Below are 18,182 nucleotides of genomic sequence, written 5' to 3' on the forward strand. Positions count from 1 at the left end.
CTGCGCCTCATGCCTGTGCTTCCGCTTTCGCCAGCACGTACTTCTGCGTGGCCGACGCGCACAGCTGGCCGTCGACGCTCGCCTCCACCTCGGCCACGCACAAACGCGACGAGGACTTCACGATGCGCCCCTTGAGCGTGAGCGTCTCGCCCGGGCTCACCTGGCGGCGGAACTTCGCGCCATCGATGCCGGTGAGAAAGCCGATGGACCCCTCGGCGCCGCGCTCAACGAGGATGCAGAACGAGGCAGCCTGCGCGAGCGCCTCCATGATGATGACGCCCGGCAGCACGGGGTGGCCCGGAAAGTGGCCCGCGAACAGCGCGAGCTCCGGATCGACGTCGAGCTCGGCGGTCACCTCGACGCCCGGCTCGCACGCGACGACGCGGCTCACCCAGCAGAACGGGTCGCGATGAGGCAGCACCGCCTCGACGACGTCCCTCCCACAAGGATATTCGATATCCATGTTGACTCCTTCTTCAATCGACGCACGCTCGGCTTCTCCTGCAACCGAACGGATGCGCTTTCCCGTAATGTCGGCAATCCCGACGAGCGCGAGGAGGACGGTGCCGCCCACCAAGCGAGTTCCGCAGCGAAGCGAGGACTGTTCGAGCGACTGGGCGGCACCGTCCTCCTCGCGCGTCCCGCAGGTCGCTAGCCGCGATACGGCGATAGCGCCAGAGACGCGTTGTGGCCGCCGAAGCCGAGGCTGTTCGACAGCGCCACCTTCTGCGGGTAGTTCGTCTTCGCCTCCGTGACGACGTTGACCGGGCACTCCGGGTCGGCCTCGGCGAAGCCGGCCGTGGGCGGCACGCAGTCGTTCATCACGGACAGGGCGCAGACGATGGCCTCGATGGCGCCGGCGGCGCCCAGCGTGTGGCCCGTCGTGCCCTTCACGGACGTCACCGGCACGGCGCGCCCGGCCTCCTCGCCGACGAGGGCCAGCAGCGCCTTGGACTCGGTGGCGTCGTTGGCGGGCGTGCCGGTGCCGTGGGCGTTCAGGTGTCCCAGATCCTCCGGCGAGAAGCCTCCCTCCTCGAGCGCCTGGCGCATGGCGCGCACCACGCCCTCGCCGCTGGGCTCGGGGGCCGTCATGTGGTAGGCGTCGCCGGTTGAGCCGAAGCCCGTGATCTCGGCAAGCACCTCAGCACCGCGGCCGAGCGCATGCTCGAGCGACTCGACGACCACGGCGCCCGCGCCCTCGCCCGCCACGAAGCCGGCACGGCGCGCGTCGAACGGCAGCGAGGCCTGGGAGGGGTCGTCGGCCTTCGACAGCGCGCCGAGGTTCGAGAACCCGGCCAGGCAGATGGGCGACACGGACTCCTCCGAGCCGCCGGCCAGCGCCGCGTCGATGTAGCCGTGGCGGATATCGCGCACGGCCGCGCCGATGGAGTGCGCTCCGGTGGCGCACGCGGTCACGACGTTCAAGCACTCGCCGCGCAAGCCGTAGCGGATGGAGAGGTTGCCGGCGGCGATGTTGCCGATCATCGTGGGGATGAACAGCGGGCTCACGCGCTTCGGCCCCTTCTCGGCCAGCGTGAAGAAGCCGCTCTGCAGCTCGTCGATGCCGCCGATGCCCGTACCGAACACGCACGCGATGCGCGTGGTGTCCTCGGCCTCGAGGTCGAGGCCCGACTGCGCCAGCGCCTCGTCGGACGCGACGATGGCGTACTGCACGAAGCGCTCGAACCGGCGCGCCTCCTTCTTCGAGATACCGTGCTCGCACGGGTCGAAATCGCGCACCTCGGCGGCGATGTGCACGTCGAAGTCGGCCGTGTCGAAGCGCGTCACCGGGCCGATGCAGCACGCGCGGCCCATGACCGCATCCCACAGCGCCCCCACGCCCACGCCGGCCGGCGATACCGCGCCCATGCCGGTGATGACCACGCGATGCGTGCCGTCCGCACGGCGCGTGGCGCCCGTGCTCATGCTGTTCTCGCTCATAGCGACATACCTCCGTCGATGCAGATAACCTGTCCGGTGATGTAGCCGGCCTCCTCGCTCGCCAAAAAGCGCACGAGCTTCGCCACGTCCTCCGGCTCCCCGAGGCGCTTCGAGGCGATGCGGCCGAGGATGGCCTCGCGCTGCTTCTCCGACAGCGCGTCGGTCATGTCCGTGGCGATGAAGCCGGGGGCCACCGCGTTCGCCGTGACGTTGCGCGCGGCCAATTCGCGGGCGATGGACTTCGTGAGGCCGATCACGCCGGCCTTCGAGGCGGCGTAGTTCGCCTGGCCCGCGTTGCCCGCCACGCCCACGACGCTCGACAGGTTGACGATGCGCCCGTAGCGCTGCTTCATCATGCGTTGCGCCGCGGCCTTGCAGCAGTTGAACGTGCCCTTGAGGTTCACGTCGATCACCGCGTCGAAATCCTCTTCCTTCATGCGGGCCAGAAGGCCGTCACGCGTGATGCCCGCGTTGTTCACGAGCACGTCGACGCGGCCGAACGCTTCGTGGGCGGCGTCGACGAGCGCGGCGGCTTCCGCGGCATCGGCCACATTGGCGGCCACCGCGATGGCGCGCACGCCGCAGTCGGCCTCGAGGGCGGCGGCGAAGGCGCGGGCCTCGTCGAGGCCGCGCTCGCTCGAGCAGTTCACGCACACGTCGAAGCCCGCGCGCGCGAGCTCCTCGGCCACGGCGCGGCCGATGCCGCGGTTCGAGCCGGTGACGACCGCGCTTCGGCGCGGGGTTTCGGTTTCGTTGGTCATGGGAGAAGGGGCTCCTATTCGGAATCGGGCGCGGCCTGGGCGGCGAGGAGCGCGTCGAAGCTCGCGCGGTCCTGGACGCAGGCGCGCGTCGCGGTTTTGTCGATGCGCTTCACGAGGTTGGCCAGCACGCCGCCGAAGCCCACTTCGACGAACGTGTCGGCGCCGGCTGCTGCGAGCGCGGCCACGCTCGCGTCGAAGCGCACGGGGCTCGTGAGATGGCGCACGAGGCTCTCGCGCGCGTCGGCGGCGGACAGCGGCGCGGCGGTGACGTTGCAGATGAGGGGCACGCGCGGCTCCGAGAACTCGACGTTCTCCAGATAGGCGGCCATCCCCTCGGCAGCCGAGGCCATGAGCGGGCTGTGGAACGCGCCCGACGTGGCCAGGCGCGACGAGCGCTTCCCCGCCGCGGCCCACGCCGCCTCGGCGCGCTCGACGGCCTCCGGCGTGCCCGCCACGACGATCTGCCCCGGGCAGTTGAAGTTCGCCGGCACGAGCACGTCGCCTTCGGCGCACTCGTCGCAGAGCGCCTGCACGGCATCCTCGTCGGCCTTCAGCAGCGCGCTCATCGCGCCGGGATGCGCCGCAGCGGCCTCGGCCATGAGCTCCGAGCGCGCCTTCACGAGCACGAACGTGGCCTCGTCGGCGAGCATGCCCGACACGGCGAGCGCGCTCACCTGGCCGAGCGAGAAGCCCAGCACCGCCGCCGGCTCCACGCCGCGCGCCATGAGCGCGCGGGCGACGGCCACCGACAGCGCGCACAGCGCCGGCTGGGCGTTGCGCGTGTCGTTGAGCTTTTCGGGTTCTGCGTTGAGCACGAGGTCGGCCACGTCGAAGCCCAGCACGTCGGAGGCGCACTCGAACGTCGCACGCACCTCTTCCACAGCGAAGAGATCGGCTCCCATACCCGGTTTCTGCGAGCCCTGACCCGAGAACATGAACACAGGAGCCCCGGAAGCGATAGCGGAAATCGGTTGCGCATTCGACGTGGAGCCGGGCCGATCGGCGGCGTCCACCAAGCGAGTTCCCCCTTCGGGGACTAGCTTCGCTTCGCTTCGCGTCGCCGCACCCGTGCGAAGCGAGGACTGTCCGAGCGACTGGGCGCCGCCGATCGGCCCTCCCGCAGGTTGAAGTCCGGTCACGTTGCCCCCTTAGCGAACGCGCCCACGGCGAGCATTCGATTCCGCCAGGGCCTCCAGGTCGAGTCTGCCGAGGGCCTCGGCCTCATCGATCATCCGAGCGATCGCTTCGGCCGCCGTCGCGCGCTCGCGCACGAGCGCCGCCGACTGCCCTGCCATCATCGTGCCGTTGTCCACGTCGCCCTCAACCGCGCGCTTGAGCGAGCCCGCGTACATCGCCTCCAGCTCGTCGCCGTTGGCCGCCACGTCGCCCTCGAGCTTGCGGACGGTGCGGGCGAACTTGTTCTTGAGGCAGCGCACGGGGTGCCCGCTGCCGCGACCCGTGACGATGGTGTCTGCGTCCTTCGCCGCGATCACGCGCTCCTTGTACGCGTCGGCGATGGTGCACTCGTCCACCGTAAGGAAGCGGGTGCCCACCTGCACGCCCTCGGCGCCCAGCGCGAAGGCGGCGGCCATGCCGCGCCCGTCGGCGATGCCGCCGGCGGCGATCACGGGGATGGACACGGCGTCGCACACTGCAGGGATGAGCGCCATCGTGGTGAGCTCGCCAATGTGGCCGCCGGCCTCGGTTCCCTCAGCCACCACGGCGTCGGCGCCGAGGCGCTCCATGCGCGCGGCCAGCGCGCTCGAGGCAACCACGGGCACCACCTTGATGCCGGCGTCCTTCCACATCGGCAGGTAGTTCGCCGGGCTGCCCGCGCCCGTCGTGATGACGTCGACGCGCAGCTTCGCCAGAAGCTCGGCCGTCTCGCCCGCGTTCGGATCCATGAGCATGACGTTCGCGCCGATGGGCTTGTCGGTCATCGAGCGGGCGATGCGCACCTGCTCTTCCACCCACTCAAGCGGCGCGCCGCCGCACGCGATGATGCCGAGGCCGCCGGCCTCGCTCACCGCGCCGGCCAGGCTCGCGTCGGCGATGCGCGCCATCGCGCCCTGCACGACGGGCACCTCGATGCCCAGCAGTTCCGTAATCCTCGTTTTCATGCCCATGCTCCCTTTTCCTCGAACCGCGCCCGAGCCCGCCGGGCGAACATTGCGAACGAGCCGCATTGCGCAGGGCCCGTCAAGCAAGCGGGCCCCGTGACGGGGCCCGGTCAACACGCCTTTACAGCGAGTCGATGTGCGCTACCAGCTGGCCCACCGTCTCGATGCCCTCGGGCTCTCCGAACTCGATGTCGCACTTCTCCTCGAGGTCGCAGATGAGCTCGACCATGTCGAGGGAGTCGATGCCGAGCGACTCGAGCGTGGCCTCCTCGGTGATCTTGTCGGCCTCGAGATCGAGGTTCTCCACGAGCACTTCCTTGACGGTGTCGATGGTAGCCATGGGGTGTCCTTTCGCGTTCAAATTAGTTTGATAATCAAAGTATTTCCGCAAAGGTAATGATACGGACCCGCTCGCCCCGCGGCAAGCCCTTCGGCAAGCCCTCCACGATTTCTGCGCGTCGCAGGCGTCGTCCGGCCGACGTCCCCGCTCGGAAAACGGGAGGTTCGCGAAACGACGGGCTCGAGGTCACCGTTTTGGCCCCGGTGAAGCCCTACGACAGATTGTCGGAACGCGGCGCGATCACCGACCTGCGCAAACGCAGCTACCGAGACCCCCCGAACCGCGAACGCACCTCCCGCGGCCGCGAAAACGCTTCACAGCGGCCAAGACGGTGACCTCGGGGCTCTTTTCCGCGATGGACCCTTCATTGCTCGCGCACCGCATGCGTCCGCACCGGCCCGCCCTCGCCCGATGCCCGCACGCCTCACCGCCCCTGCCCTACGCCTGGGAGTCGAAAAACGCCTTCACCTTGCAAAGCGCCTCGGCGAACACGCGTTCCTCCTCCTCGGAAAGATCGGCCAGCGCCTCGTCGATCATCTGGTGGTGGAACAGGTTGTGGGCGCGCAGCACCTGCCGGCCCTTCTTGGTGAGCGACACGAGCACCTTGCGCCGGTCGTCCTCGGCACGCGTGCGCTCCACGAAGCCCTTGCTCGCCAGCTTGCCCACCGCCGTGGTCAGCGTGGCCAGCGTCACGTTCAGGCGAGCAGCGACCACGTTCATCGGATTGCGCTCGTGCAGGCCGATAGCCACGATGGTGTGCACCTCGGTGATGGTGAGCCCGTGCGTCAGGCGGTTGTCGAGCGACTGCTCCTCGATCCGCAGGATGGAGTTGAACGTGCCGGACAGCAGATCGTCGATCTCCTCGCGCCGCTTGGACACGGCATCGGCATGCCCGGAGGAACCGTCCATTTCCCCTCCTTCCTTCCCAATTGTCGTTTCCGTTCCCAGCATCATACCGCAATTGGTTAGATGATCAAAGTATTCGTGCCCGCCACCGGAAGCCGAGGCGCCTCCAGGCCTCGCCGCCCACGCGTCTGCCTCATGCCGCCCCTGCGTCATCCGCTTCGCCGCCCAAAGCATCACCGCATCCTGCCACGTCGGCCGGACCGCCGGCGTCGTCGGTCCAGCCGCCCTTCCCCGGCGCGTCCAGCACCGGCACGAAGCGACGTGCGAACGTTCCGGCGCCCTTGCTCTTCAGGTAGCGGTACCCGATGACGGAGAACGACAACGCGCCGACGAAGTTCACCAGCAGGTCCTCCATCGTGTCGACCAGCCCCACGTCCAGGTACCCGCCCAAGCCCAGGTCCTGCCCGTTCACCACCACGGTCTGGATACCGTCGATGCTAAACGGCCTTTGCAGCCCCTCGGGGTCCAGCAGCACGCTCGCGATCCCGTCCAGCACGGTGTCCTTCTGCATGTCCAGCCCGAACACCCAGTCCATGCCGAACTCGAAGAACTCCCACAGCACGCCGATGGTCATGGAGAAGCAGAACGCCACCACGGCGCAGAAGAACGGCGACAACGAGAACGCGATGCGGTCGGAGCGGTTCAAGATGGACACGAGCGCCAGCCCGATGGCCGCCGCCAGAAATCCGTTGAACGTGTGCAACAGCGTGTCCCAAAAGGGGAAGAGGGTGTAGAAGTGGAACAGCTCGCCCAGTATCTCGGCTGCGAAGATGAACAACGCGATGACCACCTCGAGCGTCTCGGGGATGGTGATGCTGAAGCTCGCCTCGATGAACGGGGGCACCAAGAACAGCACGAGCGTGAGCAGGCACAGGAAGAACGCCTCGTAGTTGCCGAACACGAGCGCGCCCACCGCGCAGGCCAGCACGACGAGGCGCAGCACGACGAAGAGCGCGAGCGCCTTCTTGCTGCGGCGCATGATGCGCCCCATGGCCTGCGCCTTCTCGCGTATTCGCCCCATGTCCCCCCTTCGCCCCCTGGCGCCGCGCTCAGCGCCCGCCTTCGCGCGCCGGACGGAAGTCGAGCCGGCCGGCGCGCGGGTCGGCCGCCGCGAGGATGACGGGCAGGCGCTGCCCCAGCCGGTAGACCGTGCCCGTATCCTCCCCCGTCAGGCGGTGCAGCACCGGGTCGAACGCGAAGTACTCGCGGCCCAGGCTCTTCATCGGCACAAGGCCCTCCGCCGTGTTCTCCAGCCGCACGTACACGCCGTAGCTCGTCACGCCCGACACGACGGCCGGGAACGCCTGACCCACCGAACGTTCCATATACTCCACGATCTTGAGCTCCTGCGACTCGCTCGCCGCCTTCTCGGCCACGCGCTCCATGTTCGAGGAGTGCTCGGCTATCCACGGCAGCGCCGCCACCTCCTGGTCGAAGCGCTCGGGGCGGCGCGTCAGCTGCGCCTTGAGCATGCGATGCACCACGAGATCGGGATAGCGCCTGATGGGGCTCGTGAAGTGTGTGTACGCCCCGCTGGCCAGCCCGTAGTGCGGCTCGCAGGCGGGGCGGTACACGGCGCGCTTCATGGAGCGCAGCACGAGCGTTGACACGAGCTCGCCCTCGGGGCGTCCCGCGCTCGCCTCGAGCACCTGGCCGAGCACATGCGGGTCGCCGGCCACGAGCCGGTTCTGGTCGATGCCGCCGAACCAGGCGAACTCCTGGAACACCGGCACGAGCGCGGCCAGGCTGTCGGGAGAGGGCTTGTCGTGCACGCGGAAGATGCCGGGGAACCGGGCATCGCGCAGGTGGCGCGCCACCGTCTCGTTCGCCAGGATCATGGCCTCCTCCACAAGCGACGTCGCATCCGTCTTGCGGCGCAGGTCGATGCCCACAGGCTGCCCTTCCGCATCCAAGCGCACCTTCGCCTCCACCGTGGCGAAGTCCAACCCGCCGGCCGCCTCGCGCGCCGTCGCGCGCCTCCTCGCCAAGCACGAGAGCCTCGCGAGCCGGCCTGTGAGGGCATCGTCCCCCGGCGCGTCGACGTCGCGGCCCGCCGCCTCCTCCAGCAAGGCCTGCGCCTCGTCGTAGGTCAACCGTGCATCCGAGCGGATGAGCGCCGGATACAGCTCGTAGCCCACGAGGCGCGCGTCGTCGTCCAGGTACAGGTCGGCCGTCATCGTGCGGCGCACCTCGCCGGGCTTGAGCGAGCACAGGTCGCCCGACAGCTCTTCGGGCAGCATGGGTATCACGCGGTCGGCCAAGTACACGCTCGTCGCCCGCCGTCGCGCATCCAAGTCGATCGACGAGTTCCACGGCACGTAATGCGACACGTCCGCGATATGAACCCCCAGCCGCCAGCGCGCCGCCGCAAGCCCGCGCCCATCCGCAACCCGCACGCTGCGGGGCATCCCGTCGTTCGCCAGAACGACGGGATCCAACGACAAGGCGTCGTCGAAGTCGCGGGCGTCGGCGGGGTCGATGGTGAGCGTGAAGCGCTCCCGCAGGTCGCGGTAGCCCTCGGCGAGCGCGCCCGCCTCGTCCAGCACGGCGGCACGCGCCTCGGCGAGCGCACCGTCCGAGAACGCCGTCTCCAGCTTGTGGCGCGCCACGATGAGGTCCACGCCCACCCCCTCGTCGCCCGCCCGCCCGATGACCTCCTCCACCACGCCGGTGGCAGCGGTGTGGCGCGTAGGGAACGCGGTGATGCGAACGCGCACGAGCGAGCCGTCCGGCACGTCCGGATGGTCGGAGCGCATGGTGAAGATGTCGTAGGGTATGCGCGCATCCTCGGGCACCACCACGCCGAAGGGCTCGGCCACCTCGTAGCGGCCCACAAGCGTGTCGTGCGCGCGGTCGACGACGCGCAGCACCCGCGCGGCCGGCTGGTCGCCAGGGCGGGCAGCACCCTGATGCGGCTGGCGCGCGACGCCCTTGCCGCCCGTGGGCGGCAGCGGCGCCACCTCCACCAGGTCGCCGTCGAAGGCGCCGGCCATCTTCGACGCGGGAATGAAGTAGGCGCCCTCGGCCGTCTGCACGAAGCCGAAGCCGCCGCCGTGGACGGTCAGCACGCCGCGCGGGTTGCTGCGGGGGCTGCGTCGCGTATGCGACCGTTTGCGCGCCATGGCGCTACTCCCGCGCGAGCGACTGGGCGGTTTCCAGGGCCAGGCTTCTCTGGTTGTCGCTGCCGGCCTCGCCGCCGAGGCCCACCGACACGTCGGGCGTCACGCCCACGTCGTTGATGGTCCGCCCCTGGGGGGTGAGGTAGTAGGCCGCCGTGTAGCGCAGCGCGCCGCCGAAGCTCAGGTCGCGCACCACCTGCACGGAACCTTTGCCCAGCGTGGAAGCGCCCACGAGCGTGGCGCGCTGGTTCTCCTGCAGCGCCGCCGCCAGCACCTCGGCCGCGGCAGCCGTGTTCTCGTTCACCAGCACCACGAGCGGCTTGTCCGTCGCCACGTTGCCCGTGGCGGACTTCACGCTCTTGCCGTCCTTCGTCTCGATTTGCACGATGGAGCCGCTCTTCACGAACAGACTGGCCAGGTCCACGGCCTGCGTGAGGTAGCCGCCCGGGTTGTCGCGGATGTCGAGCACGAACGAGAGCGCCCCTTGGGAGCCCAGGTCCGCGAGCGCCTGCTTCACGAGGTCGGCCGACGTCTGCGTCAGCTGCCGCACCTTGAGGTAGCCCACGGTGCCCTCGAGGCTCGTCGTGACGTTCTTCACGTCGTACTTCGAACAGGCCAGCGTCGTGGTGAACTCCTCTCCGCCCTCGGCCTCGAGCGTGGCCGGACGCCGCCACGTGACCACGACGGTGTCGCCCTCGGCACGGTCGAGCGAGGCCGTGACCTCGTTCATCGACCACTCCTGGCCGCGGTCGCCGTCGATGGCCACCACGAAGTCGCCCTGGCGCACGCCTGCCGCCTGGGCCACGGAGCCGTCGAACACGTCCACGACGTACGCCAGCCCGTTGTACTCCGAGAACAGCACGCCCACGCCCGCATAGCTGCCCGAGCTGTCGTGCATGAGCGAGGAGTAGCGCGCCGGATCGTAGTAGCGCAGGTAGGCGTCCTCGGTCGTGTCGGCGAACGCATCGAGCACGCTCATGGTGGCCGCGTCCAAGTCGTAGGAGTCCAACGAGTCGTTGGCGAGCGCGTCCTCCACCTCGGCAACGCGCGCCGACAGCGCATTGTAGGTGTTCTTGTCCTTCGAGGCCGCCGTGCCAGTCGTGGAATCGCCGCTCTCGAGCAGCGCCGTGAAGCCGAGCGACTCGAGCAGCGCGTCGTTGCTGCGCACGGCGAAGCCGGCCACGAAGGCCGTGCACAGTATCACGACGAACGCGAACGCCCGCATGAGGCGCAGGTTGCGGAGCCGCGCCTTGCGCGCGGACGCCGCAACCTGCTTGTTGTCGCCATGCTTGGCCATAAGGGGCCGCCCCGAGCGCCCGCTACACCTTCAGGTAGCGGCGCATGGCCAGAGCCGAGCCCAGCAGGCCTATGAGCAGGCCCGCGACGACGAGCGCGGCATAGATGAGCAGGAACATGTTAAGGCTCACGTCGAACGACAGGAACGGCAGCGCGCCTTGCAGCTTCGGCAGCGCCGTGTTGCGCAAGAGCTCCAGCACGCCCACTGCCAGAAGCGAGCCGATGAGCGCATGCAGCGCGCCCTCCATGAGGAAGGGCCCGCGGATGAACCCGTTCGACGCGCCCACGAGCCGCATGATGGCGATCTCCTTGCGGCGCGCCAGGATAGCCAGGCGGATGGTGTTGTTGATGAACACCATGGCGATGAAGATGAGCAGGGCAATGAGCGCGATGCCGATGTAGCGCACGTAGTTGGTGAGCGTGAACAGCTTCTCCACCGTCTGCTGGCCGTACTTGAGCGACTCGGACTTCGTCTCGCCGTCCCGGATCTGCTGGTAGGTGGGGTTGTCCCAAATCGCGCCGGCCACCTGCTCGACCAGCTGCGGGTCGGACAGCTCCACGTCGATGGACGCGGGCAGCGGGTTCTGGCCGTCGAGCGCATCGATGATGTCGGTGGTGTTCGAGGAGCGGAAGTTCTCGAGCGCCTGCTCCTTGTCCGTGAAGGTCACCGACGCCACGCCCTCGAGGCCGCGGACGTAGTCCTCCACCTTGTCGATGTCGGCCTGCGAGGCGTCGTCGGCAACGTACGCCGCGATGGACACCTCGTTCTCCACGCCCGACACGACGTTCTCTATGACGAGGCCGCCCACGAGGAACACGCCGATGATCATAAGCGACAGGAAGATGGTGACGATGGAGCCGAGCGTCGTCGAGAGGTTGCGCGTGAAGCCCTTGAGCGACTCGCGTATGAAGTAAGCGAAACTAGACATCGAAGCCGTACACCCCCCGGTCCTGGTCGCGGGTGAGGTGCCCGCGGTCGAGCGCGATGACGCGCCGGCGCATGTTGTCCACCATCTCGCGGTCGTGCGTGGCCACGAGCACCGTGGTGCCCGTGCGGTTGATGCGCTCGAGCAGGTCCATGATGCCGCGCGACGTCTGCGGGTCGAGGTTGCCGGTGGGCTCGTCGCACACGAGCAGCGGCGGGCGGTTCACGATGGCACGCGCGATGGACACGCGCTGCTGCTCGCCGCCGGAGAGCTGGTCGGGGCGCTTGTTGAGCTTGTCCTGCAAACCCACCAGGCGCAGCACCTCGGGCACCTGCGTCTTGATGACGTGGCGGCTCTTGCCGATGACCTCGAGCGCGAACGCCACGTTCTCGAACACGGTCTTGTTCGGCAGGAGCTTGAAGTCCTGGAACACGCACCCGATGTTGCGGCGCAAATACGGCACGCGCCAGTTGCGCATGGTGGTCAGGTCCTCGTCGGCCACGTAGATATGGCCCTGCGTCGGCTTCACCTCGCGGATGAGCATGCGGATGAACGTGGACTTGCCGGAGCCGGAATGGCCCACGAGGAAGATGAACTCGCCCGCGTAGATCTGCAGGGATATGTCGTTGAGCGCCGGCTTGTTGGGCTGCGCGGGGTAGACTTTCGTCACGTGGTCGAAGGTGATGACCGGCGTGCCCGTCTGCTGGGGAATGTCGTCGACCTCCAAGACGGGCAGCGACGCCGAGAGCTGCGATGCCGTCTGGCGCGCAGGCGCCGGCGCCGCATGGGCGCCGCCGCGCCGGGCTTGGCGCGCAGGAACCCCTTGGCTGGTATCGTTCGTCACAGAATGCTCCGTTCGAATAGTGATGTACTGAGACGGCTCGATTCTATCAGACTTGCTTTCGGGCCATAACCTTCTTCACAGCTTCGACAATCGCCCTCGCGTCCAGGTTGAAGTACGCCATCAGCTCGTCGAACTCGCCCGATTTGCCGAAGGCGTCGCGCATGCCCACGAACTCCGCCGGTGCCGGGCGGGTGCGCGCCAGCGTCTCGGCCACGGCCGAGCCGAGGCCCCCCATCACGCTGTGCTCCTCGGCAACCACGGCGCAGCCCGTCTTGCCCACGGAGGCGAGGATCGTCTCCTCGTCGAGCGGCTTCACGGAGAACGCGTCGATGACCTCGGCCTCGACGCCCTCCGCGGCCAGCAGCTCCGCCGCCTTGAGCGCCTGCTCCACCTCCACGCCGCAGGCGACGATCGTCGCGTCGGCGCCCTCGCGCAGCACGTAGGCGCGGCCGAGCTCCAGCTCCACGTCGTCGGCGTAGACGCACGGCACGCTCGCGCGGCCCATGCGCACGTACACCGGGCCGGGCGTGGCGGCGGCCAGGCGCAGCGCGGCGCGGGCGGCGGCGTAGTCGGCCGGCACGAGCACGCGCATGTTCGGCAGGCCCCGCATGAGCGACACGTCCTCGAGCATCTGGTGGCTGCCGCCGTCGGGGCCCACCGAGATGCCGGCGTGCGTGGGGGCAATCTTCACGTCCAGGTTGCTGTAGCACACCGTGTTGCGGATCTGGTCGTAGGCGCGCCCCGTGCCGAACACGGCGAAGGAGCCGGTGAAGGCCACGTGCCCCGTGATGGCCAGGCCCGCCGCCACGTCCACCATGTTCTGCTCGGCGATGCCGCAGTTGAACAGGCGGTCGGCGAAACCGGCGTCGGCCAGCTTCTTCGTGGTCGTGGACCCCGTGAGGTCGGCGTCCACCGCCACGACGGGCACGCCCTCGGACGCGAGCTCGGCGAGCGTCGCCCCGTAGGCCGCGCGCGTGGCCTTCTTCTGCTGGGCCTGGGCCCCGTCTGCAAGCTTAACCACGGATCGACTCCTTCCCCGCGCCGCCCTCGAGCGCGGCGAGCGCCTCGGCGGCCTGTTCGGCATTCGGGGCCTTCCCGTGCCAACCCGCCTCGTTTTCCATGAACGGCACGCCCTTGCCCTTGACGGTGCGGGCGATGACCGCATGCGGCCTGCCGTCACGACCGGCCTTCGCAGCCCCGAGCACCGCTACGAGGGCGTCCAGGTCGTGGCCGTCGACCTCCGCCACGTCCCAGCCGAACGCCGCGAACTTCGCGCCCAGGTCGCCGGGGTCGCACACGTCGCAGGTGCGCCCGTCGATCTGCAGGCCGTTGCGGTCGACGACGGCCACGAGGTTGTCCAGCTGCCGGTGCGCCGCGAACATGGCGGCCTCCCACACCTGGCCCTCCTGGCACTCGCCGTCGCCCAGCAGCGCGAACACCGTCTGGGGGGCGCCGTCCAGCTTCAGGCCGGCCGCGGCCCCCGCCGCGACGGACAGCCCCTGTCCGAGCGAGCCCGTGGACACCTCCACGCCGGGCACCTGGTTCGAGTCCGGATGCCCTTGCAGCCGGCTGCCCAGCTTGCGCAGCGTGGCCAGCTCCTCGCGCGGGAAGTAGCCCGCCTGGGCGAGCACGGCGTAAAGCGCCGGCGCCGCGTGCCCCTTGGCCAGGATGAAGCGGTCGCGCCCCTCCCACTGCGGGTTGCGCGGGTCGTGCTCCAGCACGCCGCCGAAGTACAGCGCCGCAAGTATGTCGGCGCATGATAACGACCCGCCGGGATGCCCGCTCCCCGCCTCCGCGATCATGCGCACGATGTCGGCGCGCATGTCGTTAGCACGCCGTTCAAGCTCGGTCATACCGGTTCCTTCCATTATTGGGACACCCTCCATTTATGGTAGCCTATCACGAACTCCTCCAGGTCGCCGTCGAGGACGGCATCCACGTTGCCGGTCTCCACGCCGCTGCGCACGTCCTTCACCATCTGGTAGGGATAGAGCACGTAGTTGCGGATCTGGCTGCCGAACGTGTTGTCCATGCGGTCGCCGCGCAGCTCGGCCAGCTCTTCCTGGCGCTTCTGCTCCTCGCGCTCGTAGAGCTTCGCCTTGAGCACGCGGAACGCCGCCTCCTTGTTCTGGAGCTGGGACTTCTCGTTCTGGCACGTCACCACGATGTTCGTGGGGAGGTGCGTGAGGCGCACGGCCGAGTCGGTGGTGTTCACGCACTGGCCGCCGGGGCCGCTCGAGCGGTACACGTCCACGCGCACGTCGGCGGGGTTGAGGTCCACCTCGATGTCGTCGGGCAGCACCGGCAGCACCTCCACTCCCGCGAACGTGGTGTGGCGGCGCTTCTTGTCGTCGGTGGGGCTGATGCGCACGAGGCGGTGCACGCCGTTCTCGCTCTTCAGCATACCGAACGCGTTGCGGCCCTCGATCTGGATGGTGGCCTTGTCGAGGCCTATGCCCTCGCCGGGCACCACGTCGAGGATCGTGACCTTCCAGTCCTTCTTCTCGGCATAGCGCACGTACATGCGGTAGAGCATGTCGGTCCAGTCCTGCGCCTCGAGGCCGCCGGATCCGGGGTTCACCGTGAGGATGGCGTCGCCGCCGTCGAAGCGCTCCGAGAACCACGAGGTGATCTCAAGCGCGTCGAGCAGGCCGGACAGGCGCGCGAGGGCGTCGCCGGCCTCCGCGGCGAAGGCCTCGTCCTCCCCCGCCAGCTCGAGCGCCGCGCGGGCGTCGTCCAGCAGCGCCGCGGCCTCGTCGTACTCGCGGATGGTCTCGCGCAGGTTCGAGGCCTGCTTCGAGACGCCCTGCGCATGCGCCGCATCGTCCCAGAACCCGGGCGCGGCTATCTCCTCGTCGAGCCTTGCCAGCTCGGCCGTCTTGTCGTCGATGTGCAGGAAGCCGCGCGCGTCGGCCACGCGCGCCGCCATCTGCTCGATATCGTGTTCGCTGTCTGCCATGTTCGTCCTACTGGTTCGCGCCGTGGCACTTCTTGAACTTCTTGCCCGAGCCGCAGGGGCACGGGTCGTTGCGGCCCACGTTCGCGAAGGGGTCGTCCTTGTCCTTCTCGAACGTCTGCGGCTTCGCGGCCGCCGGCTTCGGTGGCGGCGCGGACTGGCCGCCAGGCGCGGCGGCGGGCGCCTGGCGGCGTGCGGCGGCCACGCCCGTCTGCTCGAGCGCCTGCTCGGGCGACGAGTAGCTCACCTTGCCGTCGAGCGGGCTCTTCTCCTCGGCGAGCTGCGGGGCCTGCTGCACGGCAACCTGCAGGCGCAGCAGCGTGCGCAGGTAGTCCTCGTACATGGACGACGTGAGGTTCTGGAAGGCGTTGTAGGCCTCGTTCTTGTACTCGACGAGCGGATCGCGCTGGCCGAACGCGCGCAGCCCGATGCCGGACTTGAGGTAGTCCATCTCCTGGAGGTGGGCCATCCAGCGCGTGTCGATGATGCGGAGCATGACCTGGCTCTCCAGCATCTTCATGACCGGCTCGCCCAGCTGCTCGGCCTTCTCGGCGTACACGCCGTCCAGGTACCCCACGAGCGCGTCGGCCAGAAGGCCGGGATCGTCCTCGTGGTCGACGTCGGCCACCTTGAAGTCGTCGCGGCCCGTCATGTTGGCGGCCCACGTCTCCACGGGCCTCACATCCCAGTCGTCGGAAGGCGCCTTGTCGGGGCAGTTCTCCGCGACCACGGCCTCGGCCGCGTCGCGCACGATCTCGGGGATGCGCTCGGAGAGGTCCTTGCCGTCCAAGATGGCGTTGCGCTCGCCGTAGATGGCGGCGCGCTGCAGGTTCATGACGTCGTCGTACTCGAGCACGTTCTTGCGGGCGGAGAAGTGCATGCTCTCCACCTGGCGCTGCGCGCTCTCGATGGCCTTCGACACCATGCCGGCCTGGATGGGCATGTCGTCGGGCATGTCGGTCTTCTCCATCATGCGCCCGATGGAGTCCATGCGGTTGCCGCCGAACAGGCGCATGAGGTCGTCCTCGAGCGACAGGTAGAACTGCGTGGTGCCCGGGTCTCCCTGGCGGCCGGCGCGGCCGCGCAGCTGGTTGTCGATACGGCGCGACTCGTGGCGCTCGGTGCCGATGACGGTGAGGCCGCCGGCGGCTATGACCTGGTCGTGCTCGGCGGCGCACACGCGCTTCGCCTCGGCGAGCGCCGCGGCGCGCTGCTCCTCGGTGGGCGCGGGGGCCGCAGCCTCGTCGCCCTCGGCCGCCACGTCCTCCGGGCTGCGGTCGGGGTCGAGCCCCTGCGCGCGCAGGGCGTCCTCGGCCATGACGTCGGGGTTGCCGCCGAGCAGGATGTCGGTGCCGCGGCCGGCCATGTTCGTGGCGATGGTCACGGCGCCCACGCGGCCGGCCTGCGCGATGATGTGCGCCTCGCGCTCGTGGTTCTTCGCGTTGAGCGTCTCGTGCTTGATGCCGCGCTTGTCCAAGAGACGCGAGAGCTTCTCGGAGCTCTCGATGGACACCGTGCCGATGAGGCAGGGCTGGCCCTTGGCGTTGCGCGCGGCCACGTCGTCGGCCACGGCGTTGAACTTGGCCTCCACCGTGCGGTAGATGAGGTCGTCCTCGTCCTTTCGCGCGACGGGGCGGTTCGGCGGGATGGCCACGACCGGCAGCTTGTAGATCTCGCGGAACTCGGCGTCCTCGGTCATGGCCGTGCCGGTCATGCCGGAGAGCTTCTCGTAGAGGCGGAAGTAGTTCTGCAGCGTGATGGTGGCCAGCGTCTGGTTCTCCTCGCGCACGAGCACGCGCTCCTTGGCCTCCACGGCCTGGTGCAGGCCCTCCGACCAGCGGCGGCCCTCCATGATGCGGCCGGTGAACTCGTCGACGATCTTCACCTCGCCGTCCACCACCACGTAGTCCACGTCGCGGTGGAACAGGAACTGCGCCTTGAGCGCCTGCTGCAGATGGTTCGCCAGCTGGCCCGACGGGTCGGCGTAGATGTCGTCGATGCCGAGCATGGCCTCGATCTTCTCCAGGCCGCCCTCGGTGGCGTTGATGGTCTTCTTCGCCTCGTCCATGTCGAAGTCCACCTCGGGGACGAGGCCGGGCATGACGCGCGCGAACTTGTTGTACGTCTCGGCCGCCTGCGTGCCGGCGCCCGAGATGATGAGCGGGGTGCGGGCCTCATCGATGAGGATGGAGTCCACCTCGTCGACGATGGCGAAGTGGTGGCCGCGCTGCACGCGGGCCTCCGCACGCGTGACCATGTTGTCGCGCAGGTAGTCGAAGCCGAACTCGGAGTTCGTGCCGTAGGTGACCTCGGCCCGGTAGGCGGGGATCTTCTTGTCGGGGCGCATGCCGTTCTGGATGAGGCCCACGTCCATGCCCAGGAAGCGGTAGATCTGGCCCATCCACTCGCTGTCGCGGCGGGCCAGGTAGTCGTTCACGGTGACGATGTGCACGTTGGTGCCGTTGAGCGCGTTCAGGTAGCCGGCCAGCGTGGACACGAGCGTCTTGCCCTCGCCGGTCTTCATCTCGGCGATCTGCCCGTCGTTGAGCGCCATGCCGCCGATGAGCTGCACGTCGAAGTGGCGCAGGCCGAGCGTGCGCACGGACGCCTCGCGCACGGCGGCGAACGCCTCGGGCAGCAGGCTCTTCAGGTCCTCGCCGTTGTCGGCGCGCTCGCGGAAGGCGGCGGTGAGGGCGGCAAGCTCGGCGTCGGACTTCGCCTGCATCCCGCCTTCGAGGGCGTTGACCTTCTGCGCGAGCGCCTCGTAGTTCTTCAACTGCTTGCCCTCGCCGAGCGTCAGCAGCCTGGATAGGAATCCTGCCATGTGATGCGCCGTCCTTTTCTTGGCTTTGAACAGTACCTGCTACTCTAGCATAACGCGCCTGGCCTCAAAGGAAATCCACAGTGGCCGCAAGGCGCTGCCGGCGGTCGACCGCCTAAGCGGCGGCCGCACGGGCGACGCCTCCCGTGCGG

16 protein-coding genes are annotated in these 18,182 nt (G+C 69.0%); all 16 read right to left on the bottom strand.

Annotation, left to right across the window (positions count from 1 at the left end; translation table 11 throughout):
• Positions 1–7: 7 nt before the first annotated feature.
• Positions 8–463, bottom strand: coding sequence for a 3-hydroxyacyl-ACP dehydratase FabZ (gene fabZ, locus LB310_RS10120; RefSeq protein WP_301155026.1), 456 nt, complete (start codon positions 461–463; stop codon positions 8–10).
• A gap of 188 nt (positions 464–651) precedes the next feature.
• Positions 652–1,941 (bottom strand): beta-ketoacyl-ACP synthase II, encoded by a 1,290-nt coding sequence (fabF, locus tag LB310_RS10125; RefSeq protein ID WP_301155027.1) that lies wholly within the window; start codon positions 1,939–1,941, stop codon positions 652–654.
• Positions 1,938–2,702, bottom strand: a complete 765-nt coding sequence (gene fabG, locus LB310_RS10130) for a 3-oxoacyl-[acyl-carrier-protein] reductase (RefSeq protein WP_096226829.1) — start codon at positions 2,700–2,702, stop codon at positions 1,938–1,940. Before fabG ends, fabF begins: the two co-directional genes overlap by 4 nt.
• Before the next feature lie 14 nt (positions 2,703–2,716).
• A complete protein-coding gene (gene fabD / locus LB310_RS10135; RefSeq protein WP_301155052.1) occupies positions 2,717–3,637 on the bottom strand; it encodes an ACP S-malonyltransferase in 921 nt (306 codons plus the stop codon).
• A 213-nt stretch (positions 3,638–3,850) separates the two neighbouring features.
• Complete coding sequence (locus LB310_RS10140; protein WP_301155028.1) at positions 3,851–4,828, bottom strand: nitronate monooxygenase; 978 nt, start codon at positions 4,826–4,828, stop codon at positions 3,851–3,853.
• 115 nt (positions 4,829–4,943) lie between these two features.
• Complete coding sequence (locus LB310_RS10145; RefSeq protein ID WP_278807162.1) at positions 4,944–5,162, bottom strand: acyl carrier protein; 219 nt, start codon at positions 5,160–5,162, stop codon at positions 4,944–4,946.
• Positions 5,163–5,600: 438 nt separating this feature from the next.
• Positions 5,601–6,071 (bottom strand): MarR family winged helix-turn-helix transcriptional regulator, encoded by a 471-nt coding sequence (locus LB310_RS10150; protein ID WP_278807161.1) that lies wholly within the window; start codon positions 6,069–6,071, stop codon positions 5,601–5,603.
• A gap of 130 nt (positions 6,072–6,201) precedes the next feature.
• On the bottom strand, positions 6,202–7,089 hold the full coding sequence (locus tag LB310_RS10155; RefSeq protein ID WP_301155029.1) for a hypothetical protein: 888 nt from the start codon (positions 7,087–7,089) through the stop codon (positions 6,202–6,204).
• A gap of 28 nt (positions 7,090–7,117) precedes the next feature.
• Entirely contained in the window at positions 7,118–9,190 is a 2,073-nt protein-coding gene (locus tag LB310_RS10160; protein WP_301155030.1) for a ribonuclease R family protein, read from the bottom strand.
• A 4-nt stretch (positions 9,191–9,194) separates the two neighbouring features.
• Entirely contained in the window at positions 9,195–10,484 is a 1,290-nt protein-coding gene (locus tag LB310_RS10165) for a S41 family peptidase (protein WP_301155031.1), read from the bottom strand.
• Between the two features lie 22 nt (positions 10,485–10,506).
• Complete coding sequence (gene ftsX / locus LB310_RS10170) at positions 10,507–11,412, bottom strand: permease-like cell division protein FtsX (RefSeq protein ID WP_157005010.1); 906 nt, start codon at positions 11,410–11,412, stop codon at positions 10,507–10,509.
• Positions 11,405–12,121 carry a cell division ATP-binding protein FtsE gene (ftsE, locus tag LB310_RS10175; protein ID WP_367316814.1) on the bottom strand — a complete coding sequence of 239 codons (717 nt, stop codon included), beginning with the start codon at positions 12,119–12,121 and terminating at the stop codon, positions 11,405–11,407. The genes ftsX and ftsE overlap by 8 nt, the downstream gene beginning before the upstream one ends.
• A gap of 178 nt (positions 12,122–12,299) precedes the next feature.
• On the bottom strand, positions 12,300–13,274 hold the full coding sequence (locus LB310_RS10180; protein ID WP_301155032.1) for a transketolase C-terminal domain-containing protein: 975 nt from the start codon (positions 13,272–13,274) through the stop codon (positions 12,300–12,302).
• The gene (locus tag LB310_RS10185; protein WP_087190815.1) at positions 13,267–14,106 is read right to left on the bottom strand and encodes a transketolase; all 840 of its coding nucleotides are present in this window, start codon (positions 14,104–14,106) and stop codon (positions 13,267–13,269) included. Before LB310_RS10185 ends, LB310_RS10180 begins: the two co-directional genes overlap by 8 nt.
• Before the next feature lie 14 nt (positions 14,107–14,120).
• Positions 14,121–15,212: a peptide chain release factor 2 gene (prfB, locus tag LB310_RS10190; protein ID WP_301155033.1), complete on the bottom strand. Its 1,092-nt coding sequence runs from the start codon at positions 15,210–15,212 to the stop codon at positions 14,121–14,123.
• Between the two features lie 7 nt (positions 15,213–15,219).
• Positions 15,220–18,033 (bottom strand): preprotein translocase subunit SecA, encoded by a 2,814-nt coding sequence (secA, locus tag LB310_RS10195; protein WP_278805064.1) that lies wholly within the window; start codon positions 18,031–18,033, stop codon positions 15,220–15,222.
• Positions 18,034–18,182 lie beyond the last annotated feature (149 nt).

The organism is Gordonibacter sp. RACS_AR49 (assembly GCF_030418435.1).
In the GTDB taxonomy this organism is placed as follows: Bacteria; Actinomycetota; Coriobacteriia; order Coriobacteriales; family Eggerthellaceae; genus Gordonibacter; species Gordonibacter urolithinfaciens.

Coding starts and splice junctions, on each gene's coding strand:
- fabZ (WP_301155026.1), bottom strand. CDS start 463: ATGGATATCGAATATCCTTGTGGGAGGGACGTCGTCGAGGCGGTGCTG.
- LB310_RS10160 (WP_301155030.1), bottom strand. CDS start 9,190: ATGGCGCGCAAACGGTCGCATACGCGACGCAGCCCCCGCAGCAACCCG.
- prfB (WP_301155033.1), bottom strand. CDS start 15,212: ATGGCAGACAGCGAACACGATATCGAGCAGATGGCGGCGCGCGTGGCC.
- ftsX (WP_157005010.1), bottom strand. CDS start 11,412: ATGTCTAGTTTCGCTTACTTCATACGCGAGTCGCTCAAGGGCTTCACG.
- secA (WP_278805064.1), bottom strand. CDS start 18,033: ATGGCAGGATTCCTATCCAGGCTGCTGACGCTCGGCGAGGGCAAGCAG.
- LB310_RS10145 (WP_278807162.1), bottom strand. CDS start 5,162: ATGGCTACCATCGACACCGTCAAGGAAGTGCTCGTGGAGAACCTCGAT.
- fabG (WP_096226829.1), bottom strand. CDS start 2,702: ATGACCAACGAAACCGAAACCCCGCGCCGAAGCGCGGTCGTCACCGGC.
- LB310_RS10140 (WP_301155028.1), bottom strand. CDS start 4,828: ATGGGCATGAAAACGAGGATTACGGAACTGCTGGGCATCGAGGTGCCC.
- LB310_RS10185 (WP_087190815.1), bottom strand. CDS start 14,106: ATGACCGAGCTTGAACGGCGTGCTAACGACATGCGCGCCGACATCGTG.
- fabF (WP_301155027.1), bottom strand. CDS start 1,941: ATGAGCGAGAACAGCATGAGCACGGGCGCCACGCGCCGTGCGGACGGC.
- fabD (WP_301155052.1), bottom strand. CDS start 3,637: ATGTTCTCGGGTCAGGGCTCGCAGAAACCGGGTATGGGAGCCGATCTC.
- LB310_RS10155 (WP_301155029.1), bottom strand. CDS start 7,089: ATGGGGCGAATACGCGAGAAGGCGCAGGCCATGGGGCGCATCATGCGC.
- LB310_RS10150 (WP_278807161.1), bottom strand. CDS start 6,071: ATGGACGGTTCCTCCGGGCATGCCGATGCCGTGTCCAAGCGGCGCGAG.
- LB310_RS10165 (WP_301155031.1), bottom strand. CDS start 10,484: ATGGCCAAGCATGGCGACAACAAGCAGGTTGCGGCGTCCGCGCGCAAG.